Source organism: Enterobacter cloacae, from assembly GCF_013375935.1.
GTDB lineage: Bacteria > Pseudomonadota > Gammaproteobacteria > Enterobacterales > Enterobacteriaceae > Enterobacter > Enterobacter pasteurii.
The window spans coordinates 3,933,100-3,949,957 of sequence record NZ_CP056117.1; the positions used below are offsets into that span (position 1 = coordinate 3,933,100).

The 16,858-nt window shown below is 55.5% G+C and carries 16 protein-coding genes; 10 read left to right on the top strand and 6 right to left on the bottom strand.

What is annotated here, in order from left to right; genetic code table 11:
* Nucleotides 1-3 precede the first annotated feature (3 nt).
* Complete coding sequence (selD, locus tag HWQ14_RS18465; protein ID WP_176610590.1) at nucleotides 4-1,047, bottom strand: selenide, water dikinase SelD; 1,044 nt, start codon at nucleotides 1,045-1,047, stop codon at nucleotides 4-6.
* A gap of 116 nt (nucleotides 1,048-1,163) precedes the next feature.
* Complete coding sequence (locus HWQ14_RS18470; RefSeq protein ID WP_176610591.1) at nucleotides 1,164-1,715, bottom strand: NAD(P)H nitroreductase; 552 nt, start codon at nucleotides 1,713-1,715, stop codon at nucleotides 1,164-1,166.
* Between the two features lie 167 nt (nucleotides 1,716-1,882).
* Between HWQ14_RS18470 and sppA the strand changes: the two genes are divergently transcribed.
* The 4 genes from sppA (at nucleotide 1,883) to HWQ14_RS18490 (ending at nucleotide 6,894) form a co-directional block, all read left to right on the top strand.
* Nucleotides 1,883-3,739 carry a signal peptide peptidase SppA gene (gene sppA / locus HWQ14_RS18475; protein WP_176610592.1) on the top strand — a complete coding sequence of 619 codons (1,857 nt, stop codon included), beginning with the start codon at nucleotides 1,883-1,885 and terminating at the stop codon, nucleotides 3,737-3,739.
* A 62-nt stretch (nucleotides 3,740-3,801) separates the two neighbouring features.
* Nucleotides 3,802-4,818, top strand: coding sequence for an asparaginase (ansA, locus tag HWQ14_RS18480; RefSeq protein ID WP_032673734.1), 1,017 nt, complete (start codon nucleotides 3,802-3,804; stop codon nucleotides 4,816-4,818).
* 9 nt (nucleotides 4,819-4,827) lie between these two features.
* Nucleotides 4,828-5,469, top strand: coding sequence for a bifunctional nicotinamidase/pyrazinamidase (pncA, locus tag HWQ14_RS18485; protein WP_176610593.1), 642 nt, complete (start codon nucleotides 4,828-4,830; stop codon nucleotides 5,467-5,469).
* Nucleotides 5,470-5,640: 171 nt separating this feature from the next.
* Complete coding sequence (locus HWQ14_RS18490; RefSeq protein ID WP_176610594.1) at nucleotides 5,641-6,894, top strand: glycoside hydrolase family 18 protein; 1,254 nt, start codon at nucleotides 5,641-5,643, stop codon at nucleotides 6,892-6,894.
* A gap of 49 nt (nucleotides 6,895-6,943) precedes the next feature.
* On the opposite strand, the gene HWQ14_RS18495 is transcribed toward HWQ14_RS18490, so the two are convergent.
* The gene (locus HWQ14_RS18495) at nucleotides 6,944-7,216 is read right to left on the bottom strand and encodes a YeaC family protein (protein ID WP_148419137.1); all 273 of its coding nucleotides are present in this window, start codon (nucleotides 7,214-7,216) and stop codon (nucleotides 6,944-6,946) included.
* Nucleotides 7,217-7,257: 41 nt separating this feature from the next.
* Nucleotides 7,258-7,671 carry a peptide-methionine (R)-S-oxide reductase MsrB gene (gene msrB / locus HWQ14_RS18500; protein WP_176610595.1) on the bottom strand — a complete coding sequence of 138 codons (414 nt, stop codon included), beginning with the start codon at nucleotides 7,669-7,671 and terminating at the stop codon, nucleotides 7,258-7,260.
* A 341-nt stretch (nucleotides 7,672-8,012) separates the two neighbouring features.
* On the opposite strand from msrB, the gene gapA reads away from it, so the two are divergent.
* Both gapA and HWQ14_RS18510 read left to right on the top strand, forming a co-directional pair.
* Entirely contained in the window at nucleotides 8,013-9,008 is a 996-nt protein-coding gene (gene gapA, locus HWQ14_RS18505; RefSeq protein ID WP_006809136.1) for a glyceraldehyde-3-phosphate dehydrogenase, read from the top strand.
* Between the two features lie 74 nt (nucleotides 9,009-9,082).
* Nucleotides 9,083-9,967: a D-hexose-6-phosphate mutarotase gene (locus tag HWQ14_RS18510; RefSeq protein ID WP_148419141.1), complete on the top strand. Its 885-nt coding sequence runs from the start codon at nucleotides 9,083-9,085 to the stop codon at nucleotides 9,965-9,967.
* Between the two features lie 64 nt (nucleotides 9,968-10,031).
* Here HWQ14_RS18510 and HWQ14_RS18515 read toward each other — a convergent pair whose 3' ends face one another.
* Nucleotides 10,032-10,778: a MipA/OmpV family protein gene (locus HWQ14_RS18515; protein WP_148419143.1), complete on the bottom strand. Its 747-nt coding sequence runs from the start codon at nucleotides 10,776-10,778 to the stop codon at nucleotides 10,032-10,034.
* Between the two features lie 432 nt (nucleotides 10,779-11,210).
* Here HWQ14_RS18515 and yeaG point away from each other — a divergent pair, with 432 nt between their 5' ends.
* The 3 genes from yeaG to HWQ14_RS18530 all read left to right on the top strand — a co-directional run bounded on the left by yeaG (nucleotide 11,211) and on the right by HWQ14_RS18530 (nucleotide 15,103).
* Nucleotides 11,211-13,145, top strand: a complete 1,935-nt coding sequence (yeaG, locus tag HWQ14_RS18520; protein WP_176610596.1) for a protein kinase YeaG — start codon at nucleotides 11,211-11,213, stop codon at nucleotides 13,143-13,145.
* Between the two features lie 72 nt (nucleotides 13,146-13,217).
* Nucleotides 13,218-14,501, top strand: a complete 1,284-nt coding sequence (locus HWQ14_RS18525) for a YeaH/YhbH family protein (RefSeq protein ID WP_148419145.1) — start codon at nucleotides 13,218-13,220, stop codon at nucleotides 14,499-14,501.
* Nucleotides 14,502-14,602: 101 nt separating this feature from the next.
* Nucleotides 14,603-15,103 carry a YbaK/prolyl-tRNA synthetase associated domain-containing protein gene (locus HWQ14_RS18530; RefSeq protein WP_176610597.1) on the top strand — a complete coding sequence of 167 codons (501 nt, stop codon included), beginning with the start codon at nucleotides 14,603-14,605 and terminating at the stop codon, nucleotides 15,101-15,103.
* A 20-nt stretch (nucleotides 15,104-15,123) separates the two neighbouring features.
* Here the strand turns inward: HWQ14_RS18530 and yoaI are convergent, their stop codons facing one another.
* A complete protein-coding gene (gene yoaI, locus HWQ14_RS23380) occupies nucleotides 15,124-15,225 on the bottom strand; it encodes a small membrane protein YoaI (RefSeq protein ID WP_227009728.1) in 102 nt (33 codons plus the stop codon).
* 287 nt (nucleotides 15,226-15,512) lie between these two features.
* Between yoaI and HWQ14_RS18535 the strand changes: the two genes are divergently transcribed.
* On the top strand, nucleotides 15,513-16,844 hold the full coding sequence (locus HWQ14_RS18535; RefSeq protein ID WP_176610598.1) for a glycoside-pentoside-hexuronide (GPH):cation symporter: 1,332 nt from the start codon (nucleotides 15,513-15,515) through the stop codon (nucleotides 16,842-16,844).
* The last annotated feature ends 14 nt before the right edge of the window (nucleotides 16,845-16,858 follow it).

Genomic DNA, 16,858 nt, shown 5'->3' on the forward strand with positions numbered 1-16,858 from the left:
GAATTAACGGATCTCAATCATCGGGCGGCCGCCGCGGGCGGTTACCAGCTCGCCGATGGCCGTCAGGGTGATGCCGAACTCGGCGGCCGTCGCCTGCACGTCAGCTTCCGCTTCCGGGGTGACCGCCAGCAGCAGGCCGCCGGAGGTTTGCGGATCGCACAGCAGGTTGCGCCATTCTTCAGGCATCTCGCCCATCAGGTGGCCGTAGCTGGCGAAGTTGCGCTGCGTACCGCCCGGCACCGCGCCCTGGGCAATGTACTCCTCCACGCCCGGCAGCTTCGGCACGTCCTGGTACCAGATCTGCGCCTGCACGCCCGCCCCCTGACACACTTCGGACAGGTGCCCGAGCAGACCAAAACCGGTCACGTCGGTCATGGCCTTCACGCCGTCGATACAGGCGAACGCCGCACCCGCGAGGTTCATCTGGCACATGACTTCTGTAGCCAGACCTTTGTGCTCGGGCTTCAGCAGGGATTTTTTCTCGGCGGTGGTCAGCACGCCAATGCCAAGCGGCTTGGTCAGGTACAGCTTGCAGCCCGCCTGCGCGGTGCTGTTACGCTTCACGCGCTCGGTCGGCACCACGCCGGTAACGGCCAGGCCGAAGATCGGCTCAGGTGCATCGATAGAGTGACCGCCGGCCAGGGCGATCCCCGCCTGCTGGCAGGCAAAGCGTCCGCCTTCGATCACGTCGCGGGCGATTTCCGGCGGGATGGTGTTGATCGGCCAGCCCAGAATAGCGATCGCCATGATGGGCTTACCGCCCATCGCGAAGATATCGCTGATGGCGTTGGTGGCCGCAATTCGGCCGAAGTCGAACGGGTTGTCGACGATCGGCATAAAGAAATCGGTGGTGCTGATAATGCTGGTGCCGTTACCTAAGTCATAAACCGCTGCATCGTCACGCGTTTCGTTACCGACAAGCAGGTTCGGGTCGACAAACTTCGCCTGTTCACTGTGCAGGATGGTTTCCAGCACTTTTGGGGAAATTTTACAACCGCAACCGGCTCCGTGGCTGTATTGCGTTAAACGAATGGTTTGCTCGCTCATGGACATCTCCTGTCATTGCAATCGCGCTATGGTAGCGCTCATTCCATAAAGAGGTAAGTATGACTGTCTGAATTCTGCGGCGGATGCTCAGAATCCAGACAGTTTAGCGCGTGGGATTAAAAACGGCTGACGAAAGGCGTGGTGTCCGGCACGCTAATGGTGCTGGACGCTTTAAGCTGCGGGGTACCGAGGTAGAGGAAACCGACAATTTTATCGTGCTCACCGCAGGAGAACCCTTCCCGCACGGCGGCGCTTTCGGTCAGCGGACCGGTACGCCAGATGCCGTTAAAGCCCTGCGCGACGGCGGCCATCTGCATCGCCATCACGGCGCAGCCGGCGGACATTTCCTGCTCCCAGACCGGCACCTTATGATCGGCCCTGCACTTCGCAACCACGGCAACGATCATCGGCGCGCGGAACGGCGCGTTGCGGGCTTTATCAATGCCCTTTTCATCCTGACCGGCGGCTACAGCGCCCTGCTCCAGCAGCTGGCTGAAGCGATCGCGTCCTTCGCCTTCAATGATAAAGAAGTGCCACGGCTGTAAGGTGCCATGGTCCGGCGCACGCATTCCGGCACGCAGAATGTTTTCCAGCTGCTCGCCGACCGGTGCCGGTTCAGCCAGGCGGGAAGCGCTACGACGGTTAACAAGCAGTTCTAGTGCGTCCATTGGTTAACTCCTTTCTTGAAATTTACTCACAAAATTAACACGACAGCAGAATTTGTTACAGCGTGGCAGGCGATTCCTGCTGACAAGTGGCGGTTGGGTCATTACGATAACCGCACATTACCGTCCCGTGGCGACGGAAACAGTCATTTTCTGGTTAGGGAGAATACATGCGAACCCTTTGGCGAATCTTTGCCGGTTTCTTTAAATGGACGTGGCGACTGCTCAACTTCGTCCGCAACCTGGTGATGAATATCTTCTTCATCTTCCTGGTACTGGTCTGCGCAGGTATCTGGATGCATCTCAGCAGCGCCAGCCAGTCGCAGAACTCGACGCGCGGCGCGCTGCTCCTCGATATCACCGGGGTAATTGTCGATAAGCCCTCCACCAGCAACCGTCTGGGCGTGATTGGCCGCCAGCTGTTCGGCGCAACGTCTGACCGCCTGCAGGAAAACTCCCTGTTTGATATCGTCGACACGATCCGTCAGGCCAAAGACGATCGCAACATTACCGGTATCGTGCTGGATCTGAAAGATTTTGCCGGTGCCGATCAGCCTTCGATGCAGTACATCGGTAAAGCGCTGCGCGAATTCCGCGACAGCGGAAAACCGGTGATTGCCGTCGGCGACAGCTACACCCAGGGGCAATATTATCTGGCGAGCTTTGCTAACAAAATCTGGCTCTCTCCGCAGGGCACGGTCGACCTGCATGGCTTTGCCACGAACGGTCTGTACTACAAATCGCTGCTCGACAAGCTGAAGGTCACCACCCACGTCTTCCGCGTCGGGACCTATAAGTCTGCCGTAGAGCCGTTTATCCGCGATGATATGTCCCCGGCGGCCCGTGAAGCGGACAGCCGCTGGATCGGCGAGCTGTGGCAGAACTACCTCGGCACCATTGCCGCTAACCGTCAGATGACCCCTGAACAGATCTTCCCGGGCGCGCGCGGCGTGCTGGACGGTCTGCGTAAGGTGGATGGCGATACGGCGAAATACGCGCTCGACAACAAGCTGGTCGATAGTCTGGGCTCCAGCGCCGAGATTGAAAAAGCGCTCACCAAACAGTTCGGCTGGAGTAAAGAAGACAAAAACTACAGCGCCATCAGCATGTATGACTACGCGGCGAAAAAACCGGACGACAGCGGCGACAGCGTTGCAGTGGTGTTTGCTAACGGTGCCATCATGGACGGTCAGGAAACGCCGGGGAACGTGGGCGGAGATACCACCGCCTCGCAGATCCGCGATGCCCGCCTCGATCCTAAAGTGAAGGCGATTGTCCTGCGCGTAAACAGCCCTGGCGGCAGCGTCAGCGCCTCAGAGGTGATCCGTGCGGAGCTGGCCGCCGCCCGCGCCGCGGGTAAACCGGTTGTTGTTTCCATGGGCGGCATGGCGGCGTCCGGGGGATACTGGATCTCAACGCCTGCTAACTACATCGTCGCTAACCCGAGCACCCTGACCGGCTCGATTGGCATCTTCGGGGTTATCAACACCGTTGAAAACAGCCTTGATTATCTTGGCGTTCATACCGATGGCGTTTCCACCTCACCGCTGGCCGACGTGTCCGTGACGAAATCGCTGCCGCCTGAGGTGTCTGAGATGATGCAGCTCAGCATTGAGAGCGGCTATAAGCGCTTTATCACGCTGGTTGCTGATTCCCGTAAAAAGACGCCAGATCAGATCGACCAGATTGCTCAGGGCCACGTCTGGACAGGCCAGGATGCAAAAAGCAACGGTCTGGTAGACAGCCTGGGCGACTTTGATGATGCGGTGAAGAAAGCGGCAGAGCTGGCCAAACTGAAGCAGTGGCACGTGGACTACTATCAGGACGAACCTACGTTCTTCGATATGATCGTGGACAGCATGTCCGGCTCCGTTCGCGCCATGCTGCCGGAAGCGCTTCAGGCTTACCTGCCTGCGCCTGTTGCCACGGCAGCGAAAGCGATGAAGGCGGAAAGCGACAAGCTCGCGGCCTTCAACGATCCACAGAGTCGTTACGCGTTCTGCCTGACCTGCGCGAACGTCCGTTAAAACCCGTCCCCTCTTCCCGCGAAGAGGGGATTTTTTCTTTTGAAGAACAAGAACTCACTACCATGCAGAAGAAATCAATTTATGTCGCCTATACCGGCGGTACCATCGGTATGCAGCGCTCTGAAAACGGCTATATCCCGGTTTCCGGCCACCTGCAGCGCCAGCTGGCGCTGATGCCCGAATTCCATCGCCCGGAAATGCCGGACTTCACCATCCACGAATACGAGCCGCTGATGGACTCCTCCGACATGACGCCGGAAGACTGGCAGCATATTGCGGATGACATTAAAGCCCATTACGACCAGTACGACGGCTTCGTGATCCTGCACGGCACCGACACCATGGCGTTTACCGCCTCGGCGCTCTCCTTCATGCTGGAGAACCTGAGCAAGCCGGTCATCGTGACGGGCTCGCAGATCCCGCTGGCGGAACTGCGTTCAGACGGGCAGATCAACCTGCTTAACTCCCTGTACGTTGCGGCCAATTACCCGATCAACGAAGTGTCACTGTTCTTCAACAACCGCCTTTACCGCGGCAACCGCACCACCAAAGCGCACGCCGACGGCTTTGACGCGTTTGCCTCACCGAACCTGCAGCCGCTGCTGGAAGCGGGTATCCATATCCGTCGTCTGGGCACGCCGCCTGCGCCAAACACCGCGGGCGAGCTGATTGTTCACCCGATCACCCCGCAGCCGATTGGCGTGGTGACGATTTATCCGGGCATCTCCGCCGACGTGGTGCGCAACTTCCTGCGCCAGCCGGTGAAGGCGCTGATCCTGCGCTCCTATGGCGTGGGTAACGCGCCGCAAAACGGTGAGTTCCTGAAGGAGCTACAGGAGGCAAGCGATCGCGGAATTGTGGTGGTCAACCTCACCCAGTGTATGTCCGGTAAGGTCAACATGGGCGGCTATGCCACCGGTAATGCCCTGGCGCACGCGGGCGTTATCAGCGGTTTCGATATGACCGTTGAGGCAACCCTGACTAAACTTCACTATTTACTGAGTCAGGATCTGGATATAGATTCCATTCGCCGCGCGATGATGCAAAACCTGCGCGGTGAGCTGACGCCGGACGAATAAGGAGTTCCCATGAAGCAACGCGCCCTGTTACTGGTCGATTTGCAAAATGATTTCTGTGCGGGCGGCGCGCTGGCCGTCGCCGAAGGTGACAGCACCGCGGACGTGGCAAACACGCTGATTGACTGGTGCAAAACCCGCGGCGAAGCGGTGGTCGCAAGTCAGGACTGGCATCCGGCAAACCACGGCAGCTTTGCCAGCCAGCATAGCGTTGAGCCTTTCACTCAGGGCGAACTCGACGGGCTGGCGCAAACCTTCTGGCCGGATCACTGCGTTCAGCAAACGGAAGGCGCAGAGCTGCATCCGCTGCTGAACCAGAAGGCCATCGACGCGGTGTTCCATAAAGGCGAAGATCCGCTTATCGACAGCTACAGCGCGTTTTTTGATAACGGACATCGTCAGAAAACGGCGCTCGACGCCTGGCTGCGCCATCACGAAATCACGGAGCTGATCGTGCTGGGGCTGGCGACGGACTACTGCGTGAAGTTCACCGTGCTCGACGCGCTCCAGCTTGGCTACACGGTTAACGTCATTACCGACGGCTGTCGCGGGGTGAACCTTCAGCCGCAGGACAGCGCCCAGGCGTTTATGGACATGGCTTCCGAAGGCGCAACGCTTTATACGCTGGCCGACTGGCTGGAAACGCAGGCCTGATGCTTTTTGCCGGGTGGTGCTTGCGCTTACCCGGCTCTCCCCTCTCTATCTCCCATAAAGTGAACTCCCTCGCATCACCAGCGAAACGGTAATGGTATTCTTTTCAGGCTGTTTTTTCGCCACGCCTTTTCTGTGGCGTGGTTATTTTTGTTTAGTCAAAGAGGAACACCTATGAAACGTTTGCCCTTGCTGGCAGCTCTACCCCTGCTTTGCGCGTCGGTTGCTACTGCCGCACCTCTGATGTCCGTGGGCTACTTCAACGGCGGCGGTGACGTCACCGCAGGACCAGGCGGCGATATTAATAAACTCGATGTCCGCCAGATAACCCACCTGAACTACTCGTTTGGTCTGGTCTATAACAGCGAGAAAGACGAAACCAACGCCGCGCTGAAAGATCCGACAAAGCTGCATCAAATCTGGTTATCCCCGAAGGTGGCGTCCGACCTGGCGCTGATCCCTCAGCTTCGTAAACAAAACCCTGACATTAAGATTCTGCTTTCCGTGGGCGGCTGGGGGGCGCGCGGCTTTTCTGGCGCGGCGGCGACGAAAGAGACCCGCGCGGTGTTTATTCGTTCCGCGCAGGAGATCGTCGATAAGTACGGCCTGGACGGTATCGATCTCGACTGGGAATTTCCGGTCAACGGCGCGTGGGGCCTGGTGGAAAGCTCACCTGCCGACCGGGATAACTTCACCGCGCTGCTAAAAGAGATGCGTGACGCGTTCGGCAAGAAAAAGCTGGTCACCATTGCGGTGGGCGCGAATGCGGAAAGTCCGAAAAGCTGGATTGACGTTAAGGCCATTGCGCCGCTGCTCGACTACATCAACCTGATGACCTACGACATGGCGTACGGCACGCAGTATTTTAACGCGAACCTGTATGACTCCAGCGACTGGCCGACCGTGGCGGCAGCAGATAAATACAGCGTCGATTTTGTGGTGAACAATTATCTGGCCGCTGGCCTGAAGCCGCAGCAGATGAACCTCGGGATTGGCTTCTACGGGCGCGTGCCAAAACGGTCCGTTGAGCCGGGCATTGACTGGAGCAAGCCCGATGCGCAAAAAAACCCGGTGACGCAGCCTTACTTTGGCCCTCGGGAGATCGCTTTGTTCCGCTCACTCGGTTATGACCTGACCAAAGACACCTACGTGAAATACAATGATATCGTTAAGAAGCTGCTGAACGACCCGCAAAAGCGCTTTACCGAACGCTGGGACGACCAGGCGAAGGTGCCGTGGCTTTCCGTGAAGGGTGCAGACGGGAAGGATCTGTTTGCCATCTCTTATGAGAATCCGCGTTCCGTTGCCATCAAAGCGGACTACATCAAAGAGAAAGGTCTGGCAGGCGCAATGTTCTGGGAGTACGGGGCCGACGACGAAAACCGGCTCGCGAAGCAGCTGGCAGCGTCATTGGGGATTAAGCACTAGCTGGATTGTGCCGGGTGGCGCGAGGGCTCACCCGGCCTGTTCAGGCGCGTTATTTGAACGTCGCAATCGGCTTTGGCGTGATGCCAAACTCTTCTTTCAGCTCGCGCTTGCTCTTCATCACCATCTGCCCTTTAGTGTCGATGGTCATATGCTGCGCGTCCGTATTGTTGCGCGCCTGCCACAGCATCACCAGCTGGAGGCTGTTCTCTTTTTGCTCCGGCGTCAGCGCTACCCCGTCCGGCCATTTTCCCAGCTCAACGGCCGTTACCAGACGCTGATAAACCTCCGGGGTCATTCCCGCAATCATGTCATCAATATTCACGATTTCTCCCTTACAAAGGAATAATTTGCTGAATCGTTTTTTCAACCTTTGGTCTGGTCGCCGTTTTCGTCATCGGTGAAGCTCATGGAGGCCGAATTTACGCAGAAACGTTCGCCCGTAGGCTGGGGACCATCCGGGAAGACGTGGCCCAGATGCGCATCACAGTTCCCGCAGCGAATTTCAGTGCGCACCATCCCGTGGGAAGAGTCCGTCAGGTAGCGGATCGCCTCGTCGCTGACGGGCTCGTAGAAGCTTGGCCAGCCGCAGCCAGAGTCATACTTGGTCTGGGAGTTAAACAGCGGTGCATCACACACAAGGCAGTGGTAGACGCCTTCCCGCTTATTGTGCAGTAAACGCCCGGTAAACGGCGGCTCTGTGCCGTGATTCTGCGTCACGTAAAACTGCATTTCCGTGAGGTTTTTTTTCAAATCGTCGGGGTTACGTTGGTTCGACATATGCTTACATCTCGCTGTTGAAACAGACATCTTTTAACCCAGATTCTAACAAAACATTAACACCCGCGCGTGCACTTTTGTTCTAAACTTATGTGTCGCGAAAAGGCGGTCAGGCAATTGTGATCTGTTTCACATTTTAATCCTGCGAGGCCTTTAAAATTCCGGGCGCAGCCCCCATGTGGTTGCTAGCTCAAAGGGAAAGTGAGGCGAGTCAGTTGCACAAACGTTAGTCACAGGATTGATTTGTCGCAATGATTGACACGATTCCGCTTGACGCTGCGTAAGGTTTTTGTAATTTTACAGGCAACCTTTTATTCACTAACAAATAGCTGGTGGAATATATGACTATCAAAGTAGGTATCAACGGTTTTGGCCGTATCGGCCGTATTGTTTTCCGTGCTGCTCAGAAACGTTCTGACATCGAAATCGTTGGTATCAACGATCTCCTGGACGCTGAATACATGGCGTACATGCTGAAGTACGACTCAACTCACGGTCGTTTCGACGGCACCGTTGAAGTGAAAGACGGCCACCTGGTTGTTAACGGCAAAACCATCCGCGTTACTGCTGAGAAAGACCCAGCTAACCTGAAATGGAACGAAATCGGTGTTGATGTTGTAGCTGAAGCTACCGGTATCTTCCTGACCGACGAAACTGCACGTAAACACATCACTGCGGGTGCGAAGAAAGTTGTTCTGACTGGTCCTTCCAAAGACAACACCCCAATGTTCGTTCGTGGTGCAAACTTCGAAACTTACGCTGGCCAGGACATCGTTTCCAACGCATCCTGCACCACCAACTGCCTGGCACCGCTGGCTAAAGTTATCAACGACAACTTCGGCATCATCGAAGGTCTGATGACTACCGTTCACGCTACCACCGCTACTCAGAAAACCGTTGATGGCCCGTCTCACAAAGACTGGCGCGGCGGCCGTGGCGCGGCTCAGAACATCATCCCATCCTCTACCGGTGCTGCTAAAGCAGTAGGTAAAGTACTGCCAGAACTGAATGGCAAACTGACTGGTATGGCGTTCCGCGTTCCAACTCCTAACGTATCCGTTGTTGACCTGACCGTTCGTCTGGAAAAAGCTGCTTCTTATGAAGAAATTAAGAAAGCAATCAAAGCTGCTTCCGAAGGCCCAATGAAAGGCGTTCTGGGTTACACCGAAGACGACGTTGTATCTACCGATTTCAACGGCGAAGTGTGCACTTCCGTGTTCGATGCTAAAGCAGGTATCGCACTGAACGACAACTTCGTGAAACTGGTTTCCTGGTACGACAACGAAACTGGCTACTCTAACAAAGTACTGGACCTGATCGCTCACATCTCCAAATAAGTTGAGATGAGTTCTTGATCCTAAAAGGCGACTTCGGTCGCCTTTTTTATTGTTTTTAGACAGAGGATTGCGTAATGATTAATAAAATATTTGCACTTCCGGTAGTCGAACAACTTACCCCTGTGCTCTCCCGCCGTCAGATTGACGGTGCCGACGTTATTGTCGTTGACCATCCGCGCGTGAAAGCCTCCGTGGCGCTCAATGGCGCCCACCTGCTCTCCTGGAAACCAGAAGGCGAAGAAGAAGGCCTGTGGCTGAGCGAGGCCACATCGTTTAAGAAAGGCGCGGCGATCCGCGGCGGCGTACCGATCTGCTGGCCATGGTTTGGCCCGTCCGCGCAGCAGGGTCTACCCTCTCACGGTTTCGCCCGTAACCAGCAGTGGACGCTGAAGGCGCACAACGACGATGACAACGGCGCGGTGCTGACCTTTGAACTACAGGCGAATGAGGAAACGCGCGCCCTGTGGCCGCACGAGTTCACCCTGTATGCCCGCTTCAAGCTGGGTAAAACCTGTGAGATTGAGCTGGAGGCGCACGGCGAGTTCGAAACCACCTCCGCGCTGCACACCTATTTCAACGTCGGTGATATCCAGGCGGTTAAGGTTAGCGGCCTTGGCGATACCTTTATCGACAAAGTGGATAACGCGAAAGAAGGCAAACTGGACGACGGCGTGCAGACCTTCCCGGACCGTACCGACCGCGTTTACCTGCACCCTGAAGCCTGCAGCATGATCCACGACAGCGCCCTGAACCGCGGAATCGAAGTGGTTCATCACCACCACAGCAACGTTGTGGGCTGGAACCCGGGCCCGGCCCTTTCCGTCAGCATGGCGGATATTCCGGACGACGGTTACAAGACCTTTGTCTGCGTGGAAACGGCATGCGTGACTGCCCCGCAGAAAACCAGCGAAGAAAAACCGTCCCGCTTAGGTCAGACGATTAAGATTGTGAAGCGTTGATTTTTCTGAAGCTTGAAAAAACAAACGGGGCGCAAGCGCCCCGTTTTAATGCATAGCATTCCGATCAGAACTTGTAGGTTACACCCACAGAGAAGATGCCCGCCCAGGACTTATCGACCATCGGGCTGTCTTTCACTTCATCGCTCAGACGGATATAACGACCGGTACCGTATACGTTCCAGTCACCCAGGAAGTTATAGGACGCGGTGAGTTCCAGGTACGGATCCCAGCCATCATCCGCGCTGTAGCTCTTCAGGCCACTGCGGCGAGACTCATCTTTAGAGACGCCATAGTAGTAGTCGTTGTAATTCTCGCTGCTGTACTGCACGCCAATACCCGGCGTCAGGGTCACCGCGCCGTTGGTGTAGCGATAAAGCCATGCCAGATCCCAGATGAAGCCGTTGCTGTTATCCAGCGTATCGCCCGCCAGCGCAGTGCGCAGGAAGCCATACTCGGTGTTATGCACGTAAGAAAGCCCCGCCATCAGTGAGCTTCTGCGCTTGTCCAGCTGGCGAAGCGCATTGCTGTCGCTGTCGCCCGGCTTAAAGTGCGTTGGATCGTAGTACGCCATGATGGAGAGCTTATCTGCCGTGTCGTTCCACAGATAGTAACCGCCGCCCAGTCCACGGAACCAGAAGTTATCGCCTTCATAGGTGACAACGGGGACAGGATATACGTCGCGGTCATACTGTTTGTACGGGCTGTTAATCACGCCAGCACCCGCGCCAACCGTCCACTGGCCTTCAGCCTGTACGGTGCTCGCTGCGGTAGCGGCAAGGATGCCCAATGCCAGAAGTTTGAGTTTGGTCACAATCCATTCTTTCCTGTAGTCAAATAATCAGCGGAGGAAGTGTAACCGCCAATCCCGCACATCCCAAAATTTTTTGCGCGCTAATCCGTTTGATTAACCCGTTATTTTTCATTTTTCAGATGACAACCCGCTTTCATTTATGTGACCGATAAATGAAAAACCCACTTTCGCCTTATACGCGCAGTGGAAATTTTTGGATGAGTTATTGATATGTCATTGAAAGTAGATTTTATGCGTATGCAAGTTTTGCAATTGCCATCTACGCTTTAATTTAAGAAGAGGTTTTGCTGAACACCCTGCGGTTCTTAGCCTTCGACCTGGCACACAGGTTGCTGCTCTGGCAGTGAGGTGCGAGAAATTCTCTTCCGGGAGCCTCCACTACTCATACGAACGGCTCTTATCCTGTGCTAAAAAACGAAAGGACGGCATGCCATGAATATATTCGATCACTATCGCCAGCGCTACGAAGCTGCCAAGGACGAAGAGTTCACACTGCAGGAGTTTCTTACCATTTGTCGGCAAGATCGCAGTGCCTATGCCAATGCGGCAGAACGGCTATTGATGGCTATTGGTGAGCCAAACATGGTTGATACTGCCCTGGAGCCACGGCTTTCCCGTCTATTTTCGAATCGGGTAGTCGCCCGATATCCGGCGTTCGAAGAGTTCTATGGTATGGAAGATGCCATAGAGCAGATCGTCTCCTACCTGAAGCATGCCGCTCAGGGGCTGGAAGAGAAGAAACAGATCCTCTATCTGCTGAGCCCGGTTGGTGGCGGTAAATCCTCGCTGGCCGAACGGCTGAAGGCGCTGATGCAGCGCGTGCCGATCTATGTCCTGAGCGCCAACGGCGAACGCAGCCCGGTGAATGACCATCCGCTGTGCCTGTTTAACCCGCAGGAAGATGCGCAGATTCTGGATAAAGAGTTTGGCATTCCGCATCGCTATCTCGGCACAATCATGTCGCCGTGGGCGGCGAAACGTCTGCACGAGTTTGGCGGGGACATCACCAAATTCCGCGTCGTCAAAGTCTGGCCGTCGATCCTTGAGCAGATCGCCATCGCCAAAACCGAACCCGGCGACGAGAACAACCAGGATATCTCGGCGCTGGTGGGTAAAGTCGATATCCGTAAGCTGGAGCATCACGCGCAAAACGACCCGGACGCCTACGGTTATTCCGGCGCGCTGTGCCGCGCCAACCAGGGGATAATGGAATTTGTCGAGATGTTCAAAGCGCCGATCAAGGTGCTGCATCCGCTGCTGACCGCTACCCAGGAAGGGAACTACAACGGCACGGAAGGTATCTCCGCCCTGCCGTTTAACGGCATTATCCTTGCCCACTCAAACGAATCTGAATGGGTTACGTTCCGTAATAATAAAAACAATGAGGCGTTCCTTGACCGCGTGTACATCGTCAAAGTGCCTTATTGCCTGCGGATCTCGGAAGAGATCAAGATTTACGAGAAACTGCTGAACCACAGCGAGCTGATGCATGCCCCCTGCGCGCCGGGAACGCTGGAAACGCTGTCGCGCTTCTCTATCCTGTCGCGTCTGAAAGAGCCGGAAAACTCCAGCATCTACTCCAAAATGCGCGTATATGACGGTGAAAGCCTGAAGGATACCGACCCGAAAGCGAAATCGTACCAGGAGTACCGCGATTACGCCGGGGTCGATGAAGGGATGAACGGCCTGTCGACGCGTTTTGCGTTTAAGATCCTCTCCCGCGTCTTTAACTTCGACCATGCGGAGGTGGCCGCCAACCCGGTTCATCTGTTCTACGTGCTGGAACAGCAAATCGAGCGCGAGCAGTTCCCGCAGGAGCAGGCTGAACGCTACCTTGAGTTCCTGAAAGGCTACCTGATCCCGAAATATGCGGAGTTCATCGGTAAAGAGATCCAGACCGCCTATCTGGAATCCTATTCAGAATACGGTCAGAACATCTTCGACCGCTACGTCACCTATGCTGACTTCTGGATCCAGGATCAGGAGTATCGCGACCCGGACACCGGCCAGCTGTTTGACCGTGAATCTCTTAACGCCGAGCTGGAAAAAATCGAGAAGCCGGCCGGGATCAGCAACCCGAAAGACTTCCGAAACGAGATTGTGAACTTTGTCCTGCGCGCCAGAGCGCATAACAACGGACGCAACCCGAACTGGACCAGCTACGAAAAACTGCGCACGGTCATTGAGAAGAAAATGTTCTCCAATACCGAAGAGCTGTTGCCGGTAATTTCGTTTAACGCCAAAACCTCAACTGACGAGCAGAAAAAGCACGACGATTTTGTCGACCGTATGATGGAGAAAGGTTACACCCGCAAGCAGGTACGCCTGCTCTGCGAATGGTATCTGCGCGTGCGTAAATCGTCTTAAAACAAGTGCCCGGTAGCGCTCGCGCATACCGGGCCGACAAATGCTAGTTGGCAAATGCAGTACGGGGGGTATATGACCTGGTTTATTGACCGGCGTCTTAACGGCAAAAACAAGAGCACGGTTAACCGCCAGCGCTTCTTGCGTCGTTATAAATCGCAAATTAAACAGTCGATCTCCGAGGCCATCAACAAACGCTCGGTGACCGACGTCGACAGCGGCGAATCCGTCTCCATCCCCAACGATGACATCAGCGAACCGATGTTTCATCAGGGGCGTGGCGGCCTGCGCCATCGCGTCCACCCAGGCAACGACCACTTCGTCCAGAACGACAGAATCGAGCGTCCGCAAGGCGGAGGCGGCGGTTCCGGGAGCGGTCAGGGCCAGGCCAGCCAGGACGGTGAGGGCCAGGACGAGTTCGTCTTCCAGATTTCTAAAGATGAATATCTTGACCTGCTGTTTGAAGATCTGGCCCTGCCGAATCTGAAAAAGAATCAGCATCGCCAGCTCAACGAATATAAAACGCACCGCGCGGGGTATACCGCAAACGGGGTGCCCGCCAACATCAGCGTCGTACGTTCGCTGCAAAACTCGCTGGCGCGACGCACGGCAATGACGGCAGGTAAGCGGCGCGAACTGCGCGAGCTGGAAACCAGCCTGAAAGTGGTGGAAAACACGGAACCGGCGCAGCTGCTGGAAGAGGAGCGCCTGCGTAAAGAGATTGCCGAACTGCGGGCGAAGATTGACCGCGTGCCGTTCATCGACACCTTCGACCTGCGATACAAAAACTACGAAAAACGTCCGGAGCCTTCCAGCCAGGCGGTGATGTTCTGCCTGATGGACGTGTCAGGCTCAATGGATCAGGCCACCAAGGATATGGCGAAGCGTTTTTATATCCTGCTCTATCTGTTCCTGAGCAGAACCTATAAGAACGTGGAGGTGGTCTACATTCGCCATCACACTCAGGCGAAAGAGGTGGACGAGCATGAGTTCTTTTACTCGCAGGAGACCGGCGGCACCATCGTGTCGAGCGCCCTGAAGCTGATGGATGAGGTGGTGAAGGAGCGCTACGATCCGGCGCAGTGGAACATCTACGCCGCGCAGGCATCGGATGGCGATAACTGGGCGGATGACTCGCCGCTGTGTCATGAAATTCTGGCGAAGAAAATTCTGCCGGTGGTGCGTTACTACAGCTACATTGAAATTACCCGTCGCGCCCACCAGACGCTGTGGCGTGAATATGAGCATCTGCAGTCGATGTTCGATAACTTCGCGATGCAGCACATACGTGACCAGGATGACATCTATCCGGTCTTCCGGGAACTGTTCCAGAAACAGTCATCCACCAGCAATGCGTGACTCAACGGCCAGCAAAAACCCGCTGGCCGTCTTCTTTCGACCCTCTCCTTCCCGTGCTAAGGTAGCAAGCTGCATAGTGGCAACTCACAGGTAAATTCATTATGTCTGATGACGTTTTTGGGATGACTACCCATCAGCAGCTAATCAGCTTATTAACCGAGCAGGGCGCGCGCTTTCGCGTGATCGAGCATGAGGCGGTCGGGAAATGCGAAGCGGTTAGTGAAATTCGTGGAACCGCTCTCGGGCAGGGTGCAAAAGCGCTGGTCTGTAAGGTGAAAGGCAACGGCGTAAAAAAACACGTGCTGGCGATCCTCGCCGCCGATCTGCAGGCCGATTTAAGCCGGCTGGCGAGCCATTTCGGTGGGCTGAAAGCCTCACTCGCCAGCCCGGCTGAAGTGGATGCGCTGACCGGCTGCGTTTTCGGCGCCATTCCCCCCTTCAGCTTTCACCCGGATCTGACGCTGGTCGCCGACCCGCTGCTGTTTGAACGCTTCGACGAGATCGCCTTTAACGCCGGCCTGCTGGAAAAGTCGGTGGTTATGGATACCCGGGACTATCTGCGTATTGCCCGCCCTGAACGGGTGACGTTCCGTAAAGGATAATTTATGCGGCTGGCTAAGGGTCAGCCGTTTTCCAGCAACAGCACGGATGCGATCAGAATAATGGCGATGACGAAAAACGATGAGGAGATAATCAGCGTTTCTACAAACATGGGATCGTTCATGATGCGCCCTGCTTTGCCTGAATACCTCTTTTTTACCCCCGCCCGGTGACGGTTAGATGACGGTGATGCGTCAGCTAAATGACGTTTTATTCGCTGAAACGATTCCTGGATAATTATCCTCCGCCGCGTAATGTCACTCTTTTAACGCTTTATTTGTTACCGGTATCACGAAAAGAAATTTACGTAACCCCGATGCCAGATCTCGCAATTGTTAACCTTTTCCCCGTGGTTAAACCTGTTTAACGGAGCACCTCAATAATAAACCTTACACTGGCAAGGTGATTACAATGACCGAGAAAATTACCCGTAAAGAAAAAATCAGTTATGGGTTAGGCGATATGGCAAGCCATATTGGGCTGGATAACGTTATTATTTTTCTGACGTTTTACTATACGGATGTGGTGGGATTACCCGCGGCGTTCGTGGGAACCATGTTTTTACTGGCACGAACGGCGGATGCCATTATTGACCCGGCGATGGGCTATATCGCAGACCGGACGCGCACCCGCTGGGGAAAATTTCGTCCGTGGATGCTGTGGCTGGCGCTGCCCTTTGGCGCAAGCTGCCTGCTGACCTACGCCGTACCGGAGTCGCTCGACCTGCACGGTAAAATGATTTTCGCCACCGTCAGCTACACCCTGATGATGCTGATGTATACCGCTATTAATATTCCCTACTGCTCCATGGGCGCGGTCATTACCCCCGACAACGATGCGCGAATTTCCCTGCAGTCCTGGCGCTTTTTCCTGGCCACGCTGGGCGGCGCGCTGTCGACATTCTTTATGATGCCGCTGGCGGAATTTTTGGGCGGCGACGATAAATTACTGGGCTATCGCTGGGCGATGGCCATAATGGCAACCGTCGCGGTAGTGATGTTCTGGATCTGCTTCGCCAACACGCGTGAACGTATTAACGCCCCCGCGACCCACAATAATTATCTTGCGGAGCTGCGGGATTTATTGCGTAACGACCAGTGGCGCGTGGTCGCCGTCCTGGTATTAACCAATATTGGCTTTGGCGTTATTCGCCTTGGCGCAATGATGTATTTCGTCACCTACTATCTCGGCAGCGCCAGCTATTTTATGTGGATGCTCGGCGCGCATATTCTTGGCAAAGCCGCGGGCAGCGCGCTGGCCAAACGCCTGACGCAAAACGTCAGCAAAGTGCAGATGTTTGGCTACTGCTCCGTGCTGGCGGGCGTGTTCAGCATCGCCCTGTTCTTTGCGCCTAAGTCGGTGCTTATCCTGGTGCCCATGACGTTCATCGTCTCTACCCTTTACCAGGCCACCACCACGCTGATGTGGGTAATGATGGCAGACGTCGCCGACTACGGGGAATGGAAACAGGGCAAGCGCATGGACGGCGTGATCTTCTCCACCTTCCTCGCCGTGCTCAAGCTGGGTATGGCCATCAGCGGCGCAATTGTTGGCTGGACGCTGGGCTTAAGCGGCTATGTGGCGAATGCCCCGGAACAGACCACCACGGCCATGTACTGCATTATCGCCCTCTTCACCCTCGTGCCCGGCGTACTGTCGCTCTGCGCGTTCGCCACGCTGCGCTGGTACAGGCTTGACGACAGCACCATGAAATCCATCCATCTCGCCAAACACCCCATTTAACAGGACGCATTATC